The following is an 18,209-nucleotide window of genomic DNA, read 5'->3' on the forward strand; positions in this document are numbered from 1 at the left end:
CCTTTCTATTAATAAAGTAGAAACATTACACCTACATTGTAATCGTTTTCGCGGATATCCGCAATGATGGAAGCTTGTCAACATAGCTGACAAGCTCTTTTCTTTTTCATCCAAAAAAGATAAACTGTTCGTTAGGACATACAATTTGGAACGGATGTGAATGCAATTGCTTTATTCTTCAATACTTAAACCTGTACTCTTCCGAATGGATCCGGAGAAAGCCCATCACTTGATTATTGACGGCTGCCATACGGCTGGGAAAATTCCGGGCGTAAACGGTCTCATGCATGCGATGTACGGCGTGAGCGAGGCTCCTGAGCTGGAGGTAAACCTCTTTGGCTTGCGTTTCCCGCATCCGGTTGGCCTTGCAGCAGGACTGGATAAAAATGCGAAGGCGATCGATACCTTTTCCAGCATTGGCTTCGGATTCGCTGAGGTTGGCACGGTAACGCCGAAGGGCCAGCCTGGCAATGAGCTGCCCCGGCTGTTCCGGCTGCCGCCTGACGAGGCGCTGATTAACCGGATGGGCTTCAACAATGACGGAGCGGAAGCGATGGCCCGTCAATTGGCGCGCCGCAGCATTCATCGCGTACCGGTCGCGGTCAATATCGGGAAAAACAAAGTAACGGCCAATGAACTTGCGCACGAAGATTACCGCGCCTGCATAAAAGTGTTATATCCGCATGGCGATTTTTTCGTAGTCAATATCAGTTCGCCGAACACGCCAGATCTTCGGGCGCTGCAGCATGGCGATGAATTGCGCACGCTGCTGTCCGAAGTGCTGGAGGAAATGAAGCTTCAGGCAGCCAAGACGGGAGCGCAACCGAAACCGGTGCTTGTGAAAATCGCGCCGGATATGACGGACGAGCAGCTTGAGCTGACTGTTGCGACGATCCAGGAAAGCGGCGTGGCGGGCATTATCGCGACCAATACGACGTTATCGCGCGAAGGCTTGACTCATGCGAATGCCGGCGAAATGGGCGGTATGAGCGGATTGCCGATGAAGGAACGTTCGACGGAAGTAATCCGTGCTGTATACAGGCAGACGGAAGGGAAGCTTCCGATCATCGGCTCCGGCGGCATTTTTACAGCGGAGGACGCATACGATAAGATTCGCGCAGGCGCGTCGCTCGTCGAAATTTATACTTCTTTTATATATAAAGGACCGGATGTATTGCGTGAATTGACGAATGGTCTGAAGGAAAAATTGCGAAAGGACGGCTACCGCAGCATAACGGAGGCAGTAGGCGCAGATCATCGATAGGAACAGGAGGCGGCCGGATGGACGGAAGAGACTGGAATCTTTTTTTGCAGCCATATGAACAAGCGGTTGAAGAGCTGAAAGTAAAGTTTAAGACGATGCGGGTAGAGCTCAAAATGAGGGAGGCATATGCCCCAATCGAATTCGTCACCGGCCGGGTGAAGAAAATATCGAGCGTACTGGAGAAGGCAAAACGTCTAAACGTTCCGGCTGATCAATTGGAGACGGGCATTGAAGACATTGCCGGCATCCGGATTATGTGCCAGTTCGTGGACGACATTCGCCGTGTGGCCGAGCTTATCCGCTCCCGCAAAGACTTGTCCCTCGTGTACGAGAAGGATTATATTACGAATTATAAGGACAGCGGCTATCGCAGCTACCATATGATTGTCGAATATCCGGTACAAACGGCGCTTGGCCAAAAAATCGTGCTTGCAGAAATTCAAATCCGGACGCTGGCGATGAATTTCTGGGCGACGATTGAACACTCGCTCAACTATAAGTATAAGGAAAGCCTTCCCGAGGATGTGAAGGAAAGGCTGAAGAAAGCGGCGGAGGCGGCTTTTCAGCTGGATACGGAAATGTCCAGCATCCGGCATGAAATATTGGATGCGCAGCGCGGCTTCGAAGAAGGGGCGAATGTGGTCTCCAAAGTGCTGAGCAACATTCAGGATCTGTATTTCTATCACCGGATCAGGGAAGCGGCGCAATTCCAAATGAAATTTAACGAGCTGTGGGAGCAGAACGATATGTTTGGCTTGAAGCAGCTGGCGATGGATATTGAGGCGGCCATTATACGCGCCAAAAAGAATAACCAGAGCTAACCGATATACTCATAACGAAACCCCTCGTCATGCCAAAGCCGGCGCAGCGAGGGGTTTCATTATGAGCCAAGATTGATGATCTATACTCGTTTTGCATGGAATCTGGTATTATAAGATAGCTTGAATCGCAGAGTTAGACGATCATCAGGGGGAACTTATATGGCTGGCTTTTTGCCGCTTGCTTTTACAGACAAGATGAAGAAGTTGCTCGGCGGCAAGGAATATGAGCGATTTATCGATTCCTATCGGGCTCCGCGTGTTTATGGGCTCCGTATTAACCGGCTGAAGCTGAATACGGAACATTGGAGGAGGCTGTCCCCGCTGGGCGAAGCGGTGCGGCCAATTCCGTGGGCGGAGGACGGCTTTTATTACGGGGAAGGGGAAAGGCCAGGCAAGCATCCGCATTACCATGCCGGCCTTTATTATATACAAGAGCCAAGTGCGATGGCACCCGTGGAGCTGCTGGATGTGCAGCCCGGACATCGCGTCCTTGATCTTTGCGCGGCACCAGGCGGCAAATCGACGCAAATAGCCGGCAAGCTGCAAGGGAGCGGCGTTATTGTCAGCAATGACAACGCGAGGGAAAGAACGAAGGCGCTGGCGAAAAATATCGAGCTGGCCGGTGTTCGCAATGCGGTTGTGCTTAATGAAGAGCCTGCTGCGCTAGCCCGTGTGTTCGGCGGCTGGTTTGACCGAATTCTCGTTGATGCTCCATGCTCGGGGGAAGGCATGTTCCGCAAGGACGAGTCGATGATCGCCGAATGGGAAAAGCATTCGATTGAACGCTGCTCAGTTATGCAGCGCTCAATCTTAAAGGATGCAGCGCAAATGCTCGCTCCTGGCGGGAAGCTTGTCTATTCGACTTGCACGTTTTCTCCGGAAGAGAATGAAGCGCAGATCGCTTTGTTGTTGGCAGAGCATCCGGAATTCGAAGTGATACCGCTTATGCCGCAGTTTGGCTGGACAAGCGGCAGGCCGGATTGGCTTGCGGCAGCCGAAACGGCCGGGTTATCGGCTGAGCGGCTTGCGTCAATTGCAGGAACCGTCAGGCTGTGGCCGCAAAACATCGAAGGTGAAGGTCATTACGCAGCGCTGCTTCAGCGCAAGGCTGCTTGTGAAGGCTACATCCGTGTGCCTGAAGCTGATGTCGTGTTCGAGCAAGAGTTCAGGCCAGCGCAAGAGGAGAAATTCAAACACAGAAGCGGTAAGGATAATGGGAACGCGCTGCGTGCGGCAGAGAAACGCGGTGGATCAGGCAAAGACAGCAAACTAAGCAAGAAGGCTGGAAAAGGGAGTGCCATGTCCCGTCTGTCTGAGACGGCTGCAGACCCTATGGCAGCATGGTATGCTTTTGCAGAAGCGCACCTTTCCAGCGCATTTGAAGCGGGGACAAGCCGGCTGCAAGCTTATGGCTCCCGCATTTATTTGCAGCCGCAGGGGCTGCCGCCGCTGGATGGTCTCCGCGTAATCCGTGCAGGCTGGTTCATCGGCGAGTTGAACGGCCGCGGCGTATTCGAGCCGTCGCAGCCGCTTGCAATGGGTTTACGCCGCGAAGAAGCGCTGCGTACGCTCAATTGGAGCGCTAACGATCCAAATGCGGTTCGTTATTTGAAAGGCGAAACGCTATTTGTGGAGCCTCCCGAGCTGAATGTTATTGCGGATGAAGAGAACGGTAACGGGGTTGAAACACCGCCCTTAAAAGGTTATGTGCTCGTATGCGTAGATGGATACCCGCTGGGGTGGGGGAAATATGCCGATGGCGGAATGCTCAAAAACGAGCTTCCGGCAGGATGGAGGTTAATCTAGGCGATGGCTAAAAAAATGAGGCTGGACAAGCTTCTCGCTCATACCGGCTACGGTTCGAGAAGCGAAATTAAAAAGCTGGTCAAGCAGGGCGTTATACAAGTAGACGGAAAAACGGCCAAGGACAGCGGCTTGACGGTCGATCCGGAGCAGCAGGAAATAAAGGTAGATGGAGAAATCGTCGTCTATCGTGAATTTATTTATTTAATGCTCAACAAACCGCCGGGCGTTATTTCCGCGACGGAAGACCGCCGGGAAAGAACCGTCATCGATTTGCTGGAAATCGATGATCAAGTAAGGGAGCCGTTTCCCGTCGGAAGGCTGGACAAAGATACGGTAGGGCTGTTGCTGCTGACGAATGATGGTCAACTGGCACATGAGCTTCTATCGCCGCGGAAGCATGTTCCCAAAACGTACGAGGCCCGCGTCGAGGGAGATGTCGGCACTTCCGATCAAGAAGCATTCACCGCGGGCGTAACGCTCGATGACGGTTATGTGACGATGCCAGCAGAGCTTGTCATTAATGGCAAGGAACAGACGGACAACGGCATCGTTTCTTCTATTTCCTTAACCATCACGGAAGGCAAGTTCCATCAAGTAAAGCGGATGTTCGAATCCGTCGGCAAAAAAGTCGTCCACCTGAAACGGATATCGATGGGGCCGCTTGCATTGGATGAGCAATTGGAAGAAGGGTCTTACCGCGAGTTGACTGAGGAGGAACTGGAGCTTCTTAGACGGCGCGGCTAGAGCAGCTTGAAACGACGTAACAGGCAAGTGAACGCAAAAAACCGCTGGGGGCGATGCTCCCAGCGGTTTTTTAGCATGTTACATTCAGAGGGGATGATTACCAAATTCCTCTAGAGATGATGACCAGAAGAATGAACAGGACCAGGATGAACCCTGCCGCCGAGCCTCCATATACACCAGACATGCAAATTCCTCCCCGTACATAAATTCCGGCGGTTATGCTGTCGACGCCTTGCCGCTCGGTATACTCTATGATATGTAATTTGCCCGGTTTCGAATGGACGTATATCACGGTTGCCTTACATTTGGGCAGCTGCGGGAGAAGGAGGAATAGGGAGTTGGGGCAGGAGACATAAGGACGAGTGACCGGGAGCGGTATTTGTACCAATCCCGGTCACTCGTCCCCTGTTTCTTTATCAATCGGGTTACTTAATTAGCTGCGTCCGCGACGGTTGCCAGATGGGCCGGACGGACGGGTGCCCCGGCTGCTGGAGCGTGGACCGCCGCTTTTACCGCCGCCCCGGCTGCCGCCGGAAGGGCGTTCGCCGCGCTCTTTGTTGGCGTTGCGCGCAGCGCCCCAGGATGCTGGTCCTTCAGGCGACCCGGCGCTGCGTGCGCCTCTGCCATCACGTGCGGGAGCACCGCCTGTATTGCGTGCGCCTCGGCCTTCACGGGCAGGAGCTTCACCGCGTGAAAAACCTCTTTCACGGGCAGGAGCACCGCTTTCGCCGCGCGAGCCTCGTCCTTCACGAGCTGGAGCTGCGCTCCGGCCTCCACGGCCAGCAGCACTTGCGCTGCGCGAACCTCTGCCCGTGCCCGCATCTTGCTGCCAAGGATTCTCGCTAACAACGCCGGATACTTCTGCGTCGCTACGTTTATTCCGGCTGCTGCCGCTTCCAGTCCGATTGTCACGGACAGTTCTTCCGCCGCTTCTGCCGGCACTGCTGTTGCCGCGTCCACGACCGCGATCATTGTTGGCATTGCGATCTCCGCCCCCGCGGCGTCCGCCGCGTTCTGCGCCTTTGCCGCCCTTTGCGGAAGCTTTTGCTTCTGCTCTCGGCGTGCTGCTTGCGATAATATTACCTTCCGAGTCGATCGCTCGCCGTTCCAGAACGGCATTAATATTGCGCTCGATGTGTTGAATAGCGCCCCGGTCATATTGCGATACGAGCGTTACCGCAACGCCGCGTTGTCCAGCACGGCCAGTACGGCCAATTCGATGGATGTAAATTTCCGAATCCTGCGGCACATCATAGTTAAAGACGTGGGTAACGCCTTCAACGTCAAGGCCCCGGGCCGCAACATCGGTCGCAACAAGAATTTGGAGCTTGGCGTCGCGGAACCGTTTCATTACCTGCTCACGTTTCGCTTGCGTCAGATCGCCGTGCAGCTCGTCGGAAGCGAAGCCATGATCCTGCAGCGCTTCGTTAAGTTTTTTCGCGCGTACCTTCGTCCGGCAGAAGACAACCGCCAAATAAGGGCGGTGCTGCTCAATCAGGTGAATGAGCGCATCTTGGCGTCCGCGGTCGGACGTTTCGATGATCAGCTGTTTAATGCTGTCCAGCGTAACGTTCGCGCTTTTGATGCGAATGTCGACAGGCGTCTTCATATAATTTTCCGCAAGACGTTTAATGGCGTCCGGCATCGTTGCGGAGAACAGCATCGTCTGGCGTGCGCGAGGCGTTTGATTAATAATGCCTTCGACTTCTGACAAGAAGCCCATATGCAGCATTTGATCAGCTTCGTCCAGTACGAGCATGCGCAGCTTGCCAAGATTGATCGTCTCGCGTTTCATATGATCGATCAGACGGCCTGGCGTCGCTACGACGATATGAGGCGCATTGTTCAGCTTGCGAATTTGCGCGACGACGTCTTGACCGCCATATGCGGCAAGCACCTTGGCTCCAACTACGGGAGCAAGCTTCGTAAGCTCGCTCGTAATTTGAATGGCCAGCTCGCGTGTCGGCGTTAAGATTAGAGCCTGTACCTGCTCCTTCGTTACGTCGATTCGTTGCAATATCGGTAAGGCAAACGCAATCGTTTTACCTGTTCCAGTCTGTGCTTGGGCGATGACGTCTTGTCCCGCAAGCAGCACGGGAATCGCCTTCTGCTGCACGGGAGTCGGCGTTGTAATTCCTTCGTGATGAAGCTTGTCCGTAAGCTCGGGAATGATGCCCATGGTCGTGAATTCGGTTGACATTAGTTTAATTTCCTCATTTCATCTATTTCGTATGGTGTTTAGTATAACAGTTGTCTCCTAGATGTGCATCTTTTGGCGGCATATGCTATGCTGTTTTTCATAAAATGCTAGCAGTAAAGGAAGGATTGTTATGAACGGAACAGAACGCGCCCATGTGAAGCCTGGGCTTGAAGTCGATATTGTATTGAAGCAGGATCAGCGGACAGGGAAGCTGACTCGGGGAATCGTTAAAGATTTGCTGACGAAATCGGCCACTCACCCGCATGGAATCAAAGTTAGACTGGCAGACGGGCAAGTCGGCCGGGTTAAGCATATTCACGGGTCATAAGGAGAGATTGGCGTGGCGTTCGGAATTAAGAGGGCCGAGATGAATGAATGGAAACGGAAGGTGTCGCAAGGCGAGATTGCCTACCTGACCCATTATTGGCTGGATCCTCGGTTTCCAAATATGAAGACAGTGACGAAGGTCGGCTGTTCTGATCTCAATAAGCTGGCGGCGTGGTGCAGGGAGAATGGCTTGAATCCACGTTATATTCATGCCAGAGCGGAATATCCGCACTTCGATCTGCTTGGGCCGAAGCAGAAGGAAATTTTGAAGCGCGAGAAACTATACGACCAGCTGGAACGTTTTCATCTTTAGGAAACGCGGCTTGGCGAGCGAGCGGAAGTGGGTGGGCGAATGAGAATCGTAGTACGCGGTGCGGCTGCGATTGCAATTTTCTTGTATACGTTTCTGTTGGCGTATTGGATGTTTGTCGGATTTGGCAGGCAGGCGAGAAGAGGCGGAGAAATGATGTACAACCTCAAGCCGCTGTCGACGATCAAAAATTACTTCATTTACTTCGATCACTACAATTTCGATACATGGCTGATCAATATCGGCGGCAACCTGCTCGTATTCATCCCGTTTGGCTTATGTCTGCCGATTGCATTCCGCTGGGGCTTTAAGAAAACAATGATTAATTTCATCGTGTTCATCTCGACGCTGGAAGTGCTGCAAATGGTAACAAGACGAGGCAGCATGGACGTGGATGATGTACTGCTTAACAGCTTGGGTGCGGCGGTCGGCTACGGCGTGTATAAACTAATCTTTGGAACTTGGTTCCTTCCGCAAAAAACCGGACACAGCCGTAAAGCTTAATGCTTTGCGGCTTGTGTCCGGTTTTTTTTTCTAAGAAAGCTATTAAATGAGAAGCTCCAGCCATTGCTCTGGGGTTACCGCTCCGAAATAGTAGGGCAGGTCCGTTTCGGATAAAATGGCCTTCAAAGCGTCAGCGTCGTAACGTACGCCGACCAGCTTGTCAGCAAATTCGCTGCTGTCGCCGCGGCCGAAAAAGTCACCGTATACGGAAGCGCCAACGATGACGCCTTCTTCGACTTGGAGCCGAACGTCGAATGTGCCAGCCCCTTCGATCCGCTTTGTCTGGCGCATATTGAACGCAGGGGAACGGCCGTAATTCCATTCCCAGCTGCGGTAGCGTTCTTCTGCGAGCTTGCGTACGTTGGCCTCGTCCTGCTCGGTCAGTTCATAGAACGGAATCTCTTGCTCATCTTCAAATATGGAGGCAAGAATGCTTTGACGGAACTGCTCAATCGTAATCGGCTCACTTAAAAATTCAGAAATATTTGCTACGCGGCTCCGAATGGACTTGGTCGATTTGGATACATATTTTTCTTTGTTCACTTTCAGTGCTGAGACGACATTTTCGATTTCGGAATCGAACAGGAGCGTGCCGTGGCTGAACATTTTGCCCTTTGTGGAAAATTGCGCATTGCCGGAAATTTTCCGTTCGCCGACTTGTAGGTCATTGCGGCCGGTCAATTCGGCTTCGACACCCAGCTTGCGGAGCGCCCGGACGACAGGCTCAGTGAATTTTTTGAAATTATGAAAAGACTGGCCATCATCCTTCATAATAAAGCTGAAGTTTAAGTTGCCCAGATCATGATAGACGGCGCCGCCGCCTGAAAGCCGGCGAACGACATGGATGCTGTTATCCTTCACATAATCCGCGTTGATTTCCTCAACTGTATTTTGGTTTTTGCCGATAATGATAGACGGTTCGTTTATGTAGAACAGCAAATAATCGTCGTCGTCCGGCAGCGACCGCAGCACGTATTCCTCAAGTGCCAAGTTAAGCGTCGGGTCGGTAATGCCTTTGTTGCTAATGAATCGCATATCGGTCTCTCCTTTTTTGTCTATGTCATTGAGCTTTCATTTCAATAGTATAACCTTCCTTTGACCTTATTGCATGTATTCGCGGTAGACAAGGAACGGTGAAAATAATTTCGGTTGAACGGGAACTTTTTTGGCCCTAGCCAGACTTATTAAGGGGAGGTGTTGAGGCTGGAGACGCATTATTTGCAGCATTTGGCTGCTGGCTATGATCGTGATGCCGTACTGGAGGAGCTCATGCAGCAATACGGCGGCGATTTGTGGCGTTTCGCTTATTTTTTGACCAAGCGGGCGGATGCGGCCGATGATGTTGTGCAGGAGGTGTTTCTTGCGGTTTACGAGCGGATGTATGCATTTCGCGGTGAAAGCTCGGTACGCGGCTGGCTGCTTGCGATGACGAGAAATAAAAGCTATTCCTATTTGAAAACGGCTTTTGTTAGAAAAGTGACACTTATGGACGTGATGGATGTCGGCTCTCCATCGCCGTCCGCAGAAAACGAGCTGCTGTTCCGGGAGGACGCGCGTGAGCTATGGGATGCGGTGCTGGGGCTTCCGCTCAAGTTTCGCGAGGTGCTCATTTTGGATTACCATTATGGCTTGTCCATTAAGGAAATAGCGTCGCTGCTTCAGTTATCGGAGGGGACGGTCAAATCGAGAAGTCATCGCGCCAAAGGCAAGCTTGCCCGCTTGTTGAAGGCTCCCAAAGGAGTTGATCAAATATGAAGGACGACAATCAATCAGGTATACCAGATTGGACTAGGCGGATGAAGGAGTCACCGTTCCGGCAGGAGCCTTTCTCTGAAAATATGAAAGAGAAGATTCGGAGCGAAGTAAGGAGAGGAACCGCCCGCAGAACGAGGGCAAACCGCTTGCGCTGGCGTGTTGGAGGCATTGCTGCGGCAGTTGCGCTGTTAGTTTTCGCGGCTTGGCAGGCTTTGCCGGATAATGTTAGCCATCTGTTAATTGCAACTTCTAAGCCGATACAGCTTGAGGAGCGCACAGCCTATACCCGTGAAGGCAGAGAATTGCTAGAGATGATGCCGGGCGGCGACTTCGAAGCGGGCACTCCGCAGGGACTTATCATTTCGTTCAAAGAGCCGTTTAAGGTCTATGAGGGCAAGACAATCTCAATAAAAGCCGTACATGCCGATTCTGGCATAGAGGAGACAATTGTTGCAGGTGATAAAATAACGGAGCCGAGCAGCGGCTACGAGACCCTGTCCCGTTACGCGATTGCCGGAGCGGGGGTTCCATTATCGGGCTATTGGCGGTTTATAGTGGAACTGGACGGTGTTTTTTACGGTGATGCCATTCTTGAAGCAGCGGAGCCTGCTTGGGAAGAAAGTCAGGTATTCGTTTCAGAGCCTTATTCGGTGCGCGGCACACCAGGGCGGCTAGGGGTGATGAATCAGCCATTTATCGCTGGGAAAGCGAATAAATATATGTGGTGGCTATGGGGCGAGGAAAGCGAGCTGCAGGGCGAGTTTAAGGCGGTAGCGGCAAAGGAAGGCGGCACCGGGTTGATTGAGCTGTTCTCGCTATCCGTTACAGGAGCTAAATCCAATTATGCGGACCGGTATTTTCCGTCTACACTGATGCTCCCGGAGGCAGGCAGATGGCGCATTATGGCGTATGTCGACGGCAAGCTGCTGGGCAGTATTGCGGTGACGGCTGAGGAGCCGAAGGAATAACGCCAATTGCTTGTCCGATATCTTGACATGAGCGCGCCGCTTCTTTAATATATAAGAAAGTTAAGCTAATTTTTCAACCATAATTGGCGTTGAAGAGGAACAGTAATGTCGTGTTGCAAGGCTTAGAGAGCCGGCGGATGGTGCAAGCCGGACCTGCAGCGATATGAACTCGCCTTGGAGCCGCGCGTGAACAGCGCGCCGTCTCGGCCTGCGTTAAAGGCATTGAGTGAGCGGAAGGCAAAGCATGCCGGCCGTTAACTAGGGTGGTACCACGGGAGCAATCTCTCGTCCCTAGCGATAATACGCTAGGGGCGGGAGTTTTTTTATTGACCAGAAGAAATGAGAGGAATGTGTGACAATGAGTCAGGAACAGCAGCAATTTCACAGCTATAATCCGCTTTCGGTAGAACCGAAGTGGCAGAAGTTCTGGGACGAGAACAAAACGTTCGCAACGACGGAGGACCCGGGGAAACCGAAGTTTTATGCACTCGATATGTTTCCTTATCCATCAGGAGCAGGCTTGCATGTAGGCCATCCGGAAGGTTATACGGCTACCGATATCGTATCCCGTTATAAGCGGATGAGCGGCTACAACGTGCTGCATCCGATGGGATGGGACGCGTTTGGTCTGCCTGCTGAGCAATACGCTATGCAAACGGGAAATCACCCGCGCGAGTTTACGGTAGAAAACATCAATAATTTCCGCCGTCAGATTAAAACATTAGGCTTCTCCTATGATTGGGACCGTGAATTTAGCACGACCGATCCTGATTACTACAAGTGGACGCAATGGATTTTCATCCAGTTATATAAGAAAGGTCTTGCTTATGTAGCGGAAGTGCCGGTCAACTGGTGCGAAGCGCTGGGTACGGTTCTGGCGAACGAGGAAGTCATCGACGGCCTTAGCGAACGCGGGGGCCATCCGGTTGTCCGCAAGCCAATGCGTCAATGGATGCTCAAAATCACAGAATATGCGGAACGATTGCTAGAGGATCTGGAAGAGCTCGACTGGTCGGAGAGCATCAAGGATATGCAGCGCAACTGGATCGGTAAATCGACTGGCGCTGAAGTAACCTTTGAGATTGATGGTCACGAAGCTTCGCTCGTCGTCTTTACGACCCGTCCGGATACGCTGTTCGGGGCAACCTACTGCGTATTGGCTCCTGAACATGAGCTTGTTGCGCAAATTACGACAGAAGCACAGCGTCAAACCGTTGTTGATTATCAAAAGACAGCATCGCATAAAAGTGATCTCGAGCGTACGGATCTGGCGAAGCATAAAACAGGCGTGTTTACCGGTGCTTATGCAATCAATCCCGCTAATGGCGCAAAAACGCCAATCTGGATTGCCGATTATGTACTGGCCGGTTACGGCACAGGCGCTATTATGGCGGTTCCCGGTCATGACGTTCGCGACTGGGAATTCGCGAAGCAGTTCGACCTGCCGATTATCGAAGTTGTTCAGGGCGGCGATGTAACGCAAGAGGCTTATGCAGGAGAGGGTCCTCACGTTAATTCCGGCTTCCTGGACGGATTGGATAATGCGGCGGCGATTGCTGCAATGATCGAGCATCTGCAAGCATCAGGCAAAGGTCAAGGCAAAGTGACCTACCGATTGCGCGATTGGCTGTTCAGCCGTCAGCGTTACTGGGGAGAGCCGATTCCGATTCTTCATCTGGAAGACGGAACGATGAAGACGGTGCCGGAAGATCAGCTTCCGCTCGTGCTGCCGGATGTCGATGCGATCAAACCGTCGGGTACAGGGGAATCGCCGCTCGCCAACGTAACGGAGTGGGTCAATACGATCGATCCGGAGACGGGTATGAAAGCGCGCCGCGAGACGAACACGATGCCGCAATGGGCGGGAAGCTGCTGGTATTACCTGCGCTTTATCGATCCGAAAAACGACAAGGAAATTTGCTCGCCTGAGAAACAGAAGGAATGGCTGCCGGTTGACTTGTACATCGGCGGGGCCGAGCATGCGGTGCTTCACTTGCTGTATGCACGCTTCTGGCACAAAGTGCTTTATGATATCGGCGTAGTGAATACGAAAGAGCCGTTCCATAAGCTCGTTAACCAAGGGATGATCCTGGGCACGAACAATGAGAAAATGTCCAAATCCCGCGGCAACGTTATTAATCCGGATGACATCGTGAACGAGTTTGGCGCAGACACACTGCGTATGTATGAAATGTTCATGGGGCCGCTGGAGGCGACGAAGCCTTGGAGCACGAACGGGGTGGAAGGCAGCTACCGCTTCCTGAGCCGCGTATGGCGTCTCTTCATTAATGAAGAAGACGGCAGCTTGAATGCGAAGATTGATGCCGGAGAGCCAAGCGAAGCGTTCAAACGGACATGGCACCGCACGATCAAGAAAGTAACCGACGACTTCGACAACTTGAGATTCAATACGGCGATCAGCCAATTGATGATTTTTGTCAACGAAGCGTACAAATCCGAGTCGCTGCCGAAAAAAGCGATGATTGACTTTGTACAAATGCTGTCGCCGCTTGCACCGCATATCGCTGAAGAGTTGTGGGAAAAGCTGGGCGGTGCCGGATCGGTATCGTATGAAGCATGGCCGCAATACGAAGAAGCTTGGACAGTTGACCAAGAGGTTGAAATCGTCGTTCAAGTGAACGGAAAAATCGTTGAACGCCTGGCGATCGCCGCTGATACGAATGAAGCGGATATGGAGCGTCTGGCAAAAGAAAACGATAAAGTGCGAGAACTGATAGAGGGCAAAACGATCCGCAAAGTAATTGCGGTCAAAGGCAAGCTCGTCAACATCGTCGCAAATTAATTTATAGGCAAAATTGAAGAGGTGGACGGTCGAGCAGCTTTAGAAGCTACTGACCGTTCACCTCTTCGCCGTAGAAAGCGATAGAAACTTTTGAGACATCCTCGTCGAATTTTGCATGCGTCGTGCGGACAAGCCGGTTGAATACGCCATCTGTTTCTCTGCGAAGCAATTGAAGCGCTTGAGCGGTAATGCCCCCGGGCACGGCAACCTTGGCTTGGACGTCGGCCAGCGACAGGCCGCCTTCCGTCAGCAGCAGTCCGGTACCAAGCAGCATGGAAGCAACAACCTTGCCAGCTTCCTCCCGCGATATGCCGGTTTCTTCTACAGCGGCGTCTACAAATTGCTCCATCAGACAGCTTATAAATGCAGGTCCGCAGCTGGACAGGTCGGAGACGATTCGGGTATAAGGCTCTTCAATTTGAAGCGGTTTGCTGATGCGGTTAAGCAATATCTCCAGCCTGGCTTCATCTTCGGCGGATAACCTGCTGCCATAGACGCAAAGTGTAGCTCCGCTCAGCACGGAATTCGTTACGCTGGGGATTACTTTTGCCACTTTGCAGGGCAGCATTTCTTCCAAGTGAGCGATTAATACAGGACTTGTAATGGAGACGACCAATTGCTCGGGACGAATAACCGGCAGCAGCTCGTCGACCACTTTTTTGAATTCGAGCGGTTTGACGCATAGAAATATAATGTCGCTGTTTGCGGCACAAGCCGCATTCGCAGGTACGGCGCTTATTCCGACAAAGCGGCTAGCCAAAGCCAGCGCTTTCGTGTAGGTACGATTGCTGACGGCGATTTGGCTCGGCTCGAGCGCTCCAGACGTGACGAATGCTTCGATAAGCAGGCTTCCCATCGTGCCCGTTCCGATGAATCCGACCTTCATGTCCAGCCCTCCCGTAGTTGAATGATATAGCTGAAGCGGATGCGTGTCGTTCGCCAGCATCGTGTTCGCTCTTTTACTCTATTCATCAAGACTTGCCCGATATGTCATGATTTCGACCATTTTTTTACTTTTTTATGAAAGGTGGATGACGTAGATGAAAATGAAGGCAAAAATGATCAGGGGGACTGAGCGGACCAAAATGTACATTTTGGCTGCCTTGTTCGTTCTGGCAGCGGTAATGTTTACGGTGGCTTTTGCAATGCCGAAGGAAGAGATGGCCAAAGGCTGGGAACCGTTGAACCGGCCGGTCGAACAGGCCTTGCTGGAGTTGGAGGCTGGTGCTGGAAATGGAGGAGCGCAGGCTGGAACGGTCGTGGAGCATCAAGATAGGGTGAAAGGGCAATCCGGGAATGGCGAGAAAGTTCTGACTGCGGGGAAAACGCAGACTGATTTGGACGAGTTGCCAAATACGGAAGCGGGGACCCGTAATGCGCAGAAAGAGACGAATGAGGCTGGTCAAATAGGAACTGGCGGCACTTCCTCCGAGCAATCCGATGTGGCGGGGGCTGGAGGAAAAGGAACGGCAGGACAAGCCGCAGGAGATGGTCAGGACGGAGCTCAGCAGACGGTGAATGGGCAAGCAAACAGCAATTCCGGTACCGCCGAAATTGCAGATGCGGACCGCGGTAAGCTCGATATTAATCGGGCGACTTTGGAGCAATTGAAGGGGCTGAAAGGGATTGGTCCTGCCAAGGCGCAGGCGATCGTGAATGAACGGGAGCAGCGGGGATTTTTCAATTCGGCCGATGATTTGCTCCGGGTAAAAGGAATAGGTCCAAAGCTGCTTGCGGGATTGAAAGATAGCATTGTAGCTCGTCCATAAATGTGAGAGAATAGGAGAAGGCTGGAGGAAATGTATCCCAGTCCAACCGCGTTCCGGGCAAGGCGCACAGCGCCAGGCGCAGACAGTCGAAATGTCTGTCAGGATCAGCAAAAATTATGTTTGAGGAGTTGTCAGTGATGTCAGAACAAGAACCACGCAAGCTCTCACTCGAAACGCTTTCCGTCCACGGAGGCCAGGAAATCGACCCGACTACTTTTTCTCGTGCGGTGCCAATTTACCAAACGACTTCTTACGGTTTTCGGGATACCGATCATGCGGCGAATTTGTTCTCGCTGCAAGAATTCGGCAACATTTATACCCGTATTATGAACCCGACAACGGATGTATTCGAGAAGCGCGTCGCATTGCTGGAAGGAGCTCCGGCCGCGCTGGCTGTAGGTTCCGGCCAAGCGGCGATCACGTACTCGATTTTAAATATCGCCGGTGCAGGCGACGAGATCGTATCTGCTGCTAGCCTTTACGGTGGAACATACAACTTGTTCTCCAACACATTTGCCAAGCTGGGCATTAAAGTAACGTTCGTAGATCCGTCAGATCCTGAGAATTTCCGTGCAGCGATTACGGACAAGACGAAAGCGCTTTATGCGGAAACAATCGGCAATCCGCGCGGCGACATTCTTGATGTGGAAGCAGTTGCTGCTATCGCGCATGAGAACGGTATTCCGCTGATCGTCGACAGCACGTTCTCCAGCCCGTATTTGCAGCGTCCAATCGAGCAAGGTGCGGACATCGTCGTTCATTCGGCGACGAAGTTCATCGGCGGACATGGTACGTCCATCGGCGGCGTTATCGTTGACGGCGGCAAATTCGACTGGAAAGCTAGCGGCAAGTTCCCTGGCTTGACTGAGCCGGACCCAAGCTATCACGGCGTTGTTTACACTGATGCTGTAGGTCCAATCGCTTACATCATCAAAGCAAGAGTACAGCTGCTTCGCGACATGGGCGCTGCGCTGTCGCCGTTCAACTCCTTCCTGCTGCTGCAAGGTTTGGAGACGCTGCACCTGCGTATGGAGCGTCACAGCTCCAATGCACTGGCAGTTGCGAAATATTTGGAAACGAATGAAGCGGTGGAGTGGGTTAGCTACCCGGGTCTGGAAAGCCATCCTTCCCACCAGCTGGCGCTCAAGTACTTGCCGAACGGCCAAGGCGCGATTTTGACCTTTGGCATTAAAGGCGGAGTTGACGCGGGTAAAAAAGTAATCAATTCTGTGAAGCTGTTCTCGCATCTCGCGAATGTGGGTGACTCCAAGTCGCTTATTATCCATCCTGCGAGCACGACGCATCAGCAGCTTTCCGCTGACGAGCAGATTTCGGCTGGCGTAACGCCAGGTCTGATCCGTCTGTCGATCGGTACGGAAGGTATCGGCGATATTTTGGCCGATCTGGAGCAAGCGCTTCGCATTAGCCAAGAAGGCTAATCAGCTATTATAATAGTAATAACTAAGCGCAAGTTACGTCATCTAGAATAGAGTTCCGTATAGGGCAGGTACTCAGGCTGGGGCTGGAAGGCTGTGAAGCTGAAAGTACGAGCTTAAGGTTAGAGGCCTAGCTCCTGACAGAAGCAGATCACCTAAAGCCAAAGCCGAAGTTGCCTGCTGCCCGAACCGGAGATCTAGCGCAACATGGAAAGGAAGTCGATTCGTATGGCAACGGTCCGTTCGCAGGAAGCGGAACGCAAAGATTGGGACACATATTTTATGGATATCGCTTATATGGTATCGACCCGCTCTCGCTGCTCTCGCCGTCACGTCGGCGCTTTGCTGGTTCAGGGCAAGAAGCTCCTCGGCACCGCATATAATGGCGCGCCCATGGGAGTGCCTGACTGCTCGGAAGCGGGCTGCATGATCGCAGAAGAGCTGGAGATAACCATCGAGAATGGTCAGGAGAAGATGATCAAGAAACAGCGCTGCATCCGCACGATTCATGCGGAGCAGAATCTGCTATTGTTCACAGATCCGGTAAATCGTGAAGGCTCATCTGTGTATGTGACGGACCAGCCTTGCTGGACCTGCGCGAACATGCTGGCGAACAGCGGTGTCCAAGAAATTGTGTACCATCGGTCGTATCCGAAGGATAGCGATAAAGTATCGCTTCTAATGGAGCAGAAGGGCATCATTTTCCGCTCCGTCACGGATTATGTACCGCCGCCCCAGGCGGCAATGAGCGTCATATCGTAGCCGGATCGATTCCGGAACCTTATAGCAACAGAGGAAGAACCTCTGAACCGTCCAAGCGAAAGCTTAGATTGTTCGGAGGTTCTTTTTTTCGTGCGGACAGACGGGAACGGCTTCTGATTTTTGTCAGCAACGGGTCAATATGACTTGTGTGTGCCGACAGTATAATTGTTTTCCACTTTACGTTTGGGTCCAACTCATATTTGGCCTGAGTGTCTGTGGGCGCTCCAAATTTCCAATCGAGGTAAGCGGGGAGTCGCCTTGAGTTATTAATTTTTAGATGGGGTGAAGCCTCAGGGAGAAAACAAAATGCAAAAATACATTTTGATTAGTCAAAAATCGTAGGAATACACTGTCAAAATGTAAAAATACATTTTGTTCCACTGAAAAGCTTTGTTTTAGCCGGTTTTGTGCTCGACAAACTGTATTTTTACATTTTGAAGCGAAAATATGGCTGTTTTTTGCTTTTCAAAATGCACTTTTGCATTTTGTTTTTAAGTGGGGGTTGCGAGAAAGAGTGAGGGGAGAATTAGGAGCAAGAGCAAGAGCAAGAGCAAGAGCAAGAGCAAGAGCAAGAGCAGGAGCAAGAGCAAGAGCAAGAGCAAGAGCAAGGGCAAGACCTGGGGGAAGTAGAGTTAGTACCAGAATCAGCAGAGAATCTGAACTAGAACCAGAACCAGAACCAGAACCAGAACCAGAACCAGAACCAGAACCAGAACCAGAACCAGAACCAGAACCAGAAC

General features: G+C 52.0%; 18 protein-coding genes and 1 other annotated feature. Of the genes, 13 read left to right on the top strand and 5 right to left on the bottom strand.

The window, feature by feature from the left end; genetic code table 11:
• Positions 1 to 166: 166 nt before the first annotated feature.
• From IEX98_RS02965 to IEX98_RS02980, 4 genes are all read left to right on the top strand, one after another.
• A complete protein-coding gene (locus tag IEX98_RS02965) occupies positions 167 to 1,264 on the top strand; it encodes a quinone-dependent dihydroorotate dehydrogenase (RefSeq protein ID WP_188887948.1) in 1,098 nt (365 codons plus the stop codon).
• Between the two features lie 17 nt (positions 1,265 to 1,281).
• Positions 1,282 to 2,085 (top strand): GTP pyrophosphokinase, encoded by an 804-nt coding sequence (locus tag IEX98_RS02970; protein ID WP_188887433.1) that lies wholly within the window; start codon positions 1,282 to 1,284, stop codon positions 2,083 to 2,085.
• Between the two features lie 159 nt (positions 2,086 to 2,244).
• The gene (locus tag IEX98_RS02975) at positions 2,245 to 3,891 is read left to right on the top strand and encodes an RsmB/NOP family class I SAM-dependent RNA methyltransferase (protein WP_188887434.1); all 1,647 of its coding nucleotides are present in this window, start codon (positions 2,245 to 2,247) and stop codon (positions 3,889 to 3,891) included.
• A gap of 3 nt (positions 3,892 to 3,894) precedes the next feature.
• On the top strand, positions 3,895 to 4,635 hold the full coding sequence (locus IEX98_RS02980; RefSeq protein ID WP_188887435.1) for a pseudouridine synthase: 741 nt from the start codon (positions 3,895 to 3,897) through the stop codon (positions 4,633 to 4,635).
• 97 nt (positions 4,636 to 4,732) lie between these two features.
• Here IEX98_RS02980 and IEX98_RS29055 read toward each other — a convergent pair whose 3' ends face one another.
• Positions 4,733 to 4,819, bottom strand: a complete 87-nt coding sequence (locus tag IEX98_RS29055) for a dihydroorotate dehydrogenase (RefSeq protein WP_229691997.1) — start codon at positions 4,817 to 4,819, stop codon at positions 4,733 to 4,735.
• A 249-nt stretch (positions 4,820 to 5,068) separates the two neighbouring features.
• On the bottom strand, positions 5,069 to 6,835 hold the full coding sequence (locus IEX98_RS02985; RefSeq protein WP_188887436.1) for a DEAD/DEAH box helicase: 1,767 nt from the start codon (positions 6,833 to 6,835) through the stop codon (positions 5,069 to 5,071).
• A gap of 130 nt (positions 6,836 to 6,965) precedes the next feature.
• On the opposite strand from IEX98_RS02985, the gene IEX98_RS02990 reads away from it, so the two are divergent.
• The 3 genes from IEX98_RS02990 to IEX98_RS03000 are packed head-to-tail and all read left to right on the top strand — an operon-like array spanning position 6,966 to position 7,976.
• Positions 6,966 to 7,163, top strand: coding sequence for a YwbE family protein (locus IEX98_RS02990; RefSeq protein WP_188887437.1), 198 nt, complete (start codon positions 6,966 to 6,968; stop codon positions 7,161 to 7,163).
• Between the two features lie 12 nt (positions 7,164 to 7,175).
• Positions 7,176 to 7,475 (top strand): hypothetical protein, encoded by a 300-nt coding sequence (locus tag IEX98_RS02995; protein WP_188887438.1) that lies wholly within the window; start codon positions 7,176 to 7,178, stop codon positions 7,473 to 7,475.
• Positions 7,476 to 7,514: 39 nt separating this feature from the next.
• Entirely contained in the window at positions 7,515 to 7,976 is a 462-nt protein-coding gene (locus IEX98_RS03000) for a VanZ family protein (protein ID WP_188887439.1), read from the top strand.
• 42 nt (positions 7,977 to 8,018) lie between these two features.
• On the opposite strand, the gene IEX98_RS03005 is transcribed toward IEX98_RS03000, so the two are convergent.
• Positions 8,019 to 9,011 carry a lipoate--protein ligase gene (locus tag IEX98_RS03005; RefSeq protein ID WP_188887440.1) on the bottom strand — a complete coding sequence of 331 codons (993 nt, stop codon included), beginning with the start codon at positions 9,009 to 9,011 and terminating at the stop codon, positions 8,019 to 8,021.
• A gap of 162 nt (positions 9,012 to 9,173) precedes the next feature.
• Between IEX98_RS03005 and IEX98_RS03010 the strand changes: the two genes are divergently transcribed.
• The 3 genes from IEX98_RS03010 to leuS all read left to right on the top strand — a co-directional run bounded on the left by IEX98_RS03010 (position 9,174) and on the right by leuS (position 13,502).
• Positions 9,174 to 9,731 carry an RNA polymerase sigma factor gene (locus tag IEX98_RS03010; protein ID WP_374705307.1) on the top strand — a complete coding sequence of 186 codons (558 nt, stop codon included), beginning with the start codon at positions 9,174 to 9,176 and terminating at the stop codon, positions 9,729 to 9,731.
• Entirely contained in the window at positions 9,728 to 10,699 is a 972-nt protein-coding gene (locus IEX98_RS03015) for a DUF4871 domain-containing protein (protein ID WP_188887441.1), read from the top strand. Before IEX98_RS03010 ends, IEX98_RS03015 begins: the two co-directional genes overlap by 4 nt.
• Before the next feature lie 80 nt (positions 10,700 to 10,779).
• Positions 10,780 to 10,995: a binding site (T-box leader), on the top strand.
• A 62-nt stretch (positions 10,996 to 11,057) separates the two neighbouring features.
• On the top strand, positions 11,058 to 13,502 hold the full coding sequence (gene leuS / locus IEX98_RS03020; protein WP_188887442.1) for a leucine--tRNA ligase: 2,445 nt from the start codon (positions 11,058 to 11,060) through the stop codon (positions 13,500 to 13,502).
• A 46-nt stretch (positions 13,503 to 13,548) separates the two neighbouring features.
• Here the strand turns inward: leuS and comER are convergent, their stop codons facing one another.
• Entirely contained in the window at positions 13,549 to 14,388 is an 840-nt protein-coding gene (comER, locus tag IEX98_RS03025) for a late competence protein ComER (RefSeq protein ID WP_188887443.1), read from the bottom strand.
• 154 nt (positions 14,389 to 14,542) lie between these two features.
• Here comER and IEX98_RS03030 point away from each other — a divergent pair, with 154 nt between their 5' ends.
• From IEX98_RS03030 to IEX98_RS03040, 3 genes are all read left to right on the top strand, one after another.
• Positions 14,543 to 15,271, top strand: a complete 729-nt coding sequence (locus IEX98_RS03030; protein ID WP_188887444.1) for a ComEA family DNA-binding protein — start codon at positions 14,543 to 14,545, stop codon at positions 15,269 to 15,271.
• 137 nt (positions 15,272 to 15,408) lie between these two features.
• Positions 15,409 to 16,710 carry a homocysteine synthase gene (locus IEX98_RS03035; protein WP_188887445.1) on the top strand — a complete coding sequence of 434 codons (1,302 nt, stop codon included), beginning with the start codon at positions 15,409 to 15,411 and terminating at the stop codon, positions 16,708 to 16,710.
• A 204-nt stretch (positions 16,711 to 16,914) separates the two neighbouring features.
• Positions 16,915 to 17,469, top strand: a complete 555-nt coding sequence (locus tag IEX98_RS03040; RefSeq protein WP_229691946.1) for a deoxycytidylate deaminase — start codon at positions 16,915 to 16,917, stop codon at positions 17,467 to 17,469.
• A 465-nt stretch (positions 17,470 to 17,934) separates the two neighbouring features.
• On the opposite strand, the gene IEX98_RS03045 is transcribed toward IEX98_RS03040, so the two are convergent.
• Positions 17,935 to 18,209: hypothetical protein (locus IEX98_RS03045; protein ID WP_188887447.1), on the bottom strand; the 275-nt coding region annotated here is incomplete at its 5' end.

This window comes from Paenibacillus radicis (ex Gao et al. 2016) (genome assembly GCF_014641555.1).
GTDB classification, from domain to species: Bacteria; Bacillota; Bacilli; order Paenibacillales; family Paenibacillaceae; genus Pristimantibacillus; species Pristimantibacillus radicis.

What these genes read in the sequence shown, in the direction of transcription:
- comER (WP_188887443.1), bottom strand. Translation starts at nt 14,388, where the DNA reads ATGAAGGTCGGATTCATCGGAACGGGCACGATGGGAAGCCTGCTTATC.
- IEX98_RS03035 (WP_188887445.1), top strand. Translation starts at nt 15,409, where the DNA reads ATGTCAGAACAAGAACCACGCAAGCTCTCACTCGAAACGCTTTCCGTC.
- IEX98_RS02980 (WP_188887435.1), top strand. Translation starts at nt 3,895, where the DNA reads ATGGCTAAAAAAATGAGGCTGGACAAGCTTCTCGCTCATACCGGCTAC.
- IEX98_RS03015 (WP_188887441.1), top strand. Translation starts at nt 9,728, where the DNA reads ATGAAGGACGACAATCAATCAGGTATACCAGATTGGACTAGGCGGATG.
- IEX98_RS02990 (WP_188887437.1), top strand. Translation starts at nt 6,966, where the DNA reads ATGAACGGAACAGAACGCGCCCATGTGAAGCCTGGGCTTGAAGTCGAT.
- IEX98_RS03030 (WP_188887444.1), top strand. Translation starts at nt 14,543, where the DNA reads ATGAAAATGAAGGCAAAAATGATCAGGGGGACTGAGCGGACCAAAATG.
- IEX98_RS02975 (WP_188887434.1), top strand. Translation starts at nt 2,245, where the DNA reads ATGGCTGGCTTTTTGCCGCTTGCTTTTACAGACAAGATGAAGAAGTTG.
- IEX98_RS02985 (WP_188887436.1), bottom strand. Translation starts at nt 6,835, where the DNA reads ATGTCAACCGAATTCACGACCATGGGCATCATTCCCGAGCTTACGGAC.
- IEX98_RS29055 (WP_229691997.1), bottom strand. Translation starts at nt 4,819, where the DNA reads ATGTCTGGTGTATATGGAGGCTCGGCGGCAGGGTTCATCCTGGTCCTG.
- IEX98_RS03000 (WP_188887439.1), top strand. Translation starts at nt 7,515, where the DNA reads ATGAGAATCGTAGTACGCGGTGCGGCTGCGATTGCAATTTTCTTGTAT.
- IEX98_RS03040 (WP_229691946.1), top strand. Translation starts at nt 16,915, where the DNA reads ATGGAAAGGAAGTCGATTCGTATGGCAACGGTCCGTTCGCAGGAAGCG.
- leuS (WP_188887442.1), top strand. Translation starts at nt 11,058, where the DNA reads ATGAGTCAGGAACAGCAGCAATTTCACAGCTATAATCCGCTTTCGGTA.
- IEX98_RS02970 (WP_188887433.1), top strand. Translation starts at nt 1,282, where the DNA reads ATGGACGGAAGAGACTGGAATCTTTTTTTGCAGCCATATGAACAAGCG.
- IEX98_RS03005 (WP_188887440.1), bottom strand. Translation starts at nt 9,011, where the DNA reads ATGCGATTCATTAGCAACAAAGGCATTACCGACCCGACGCTTAACTTG.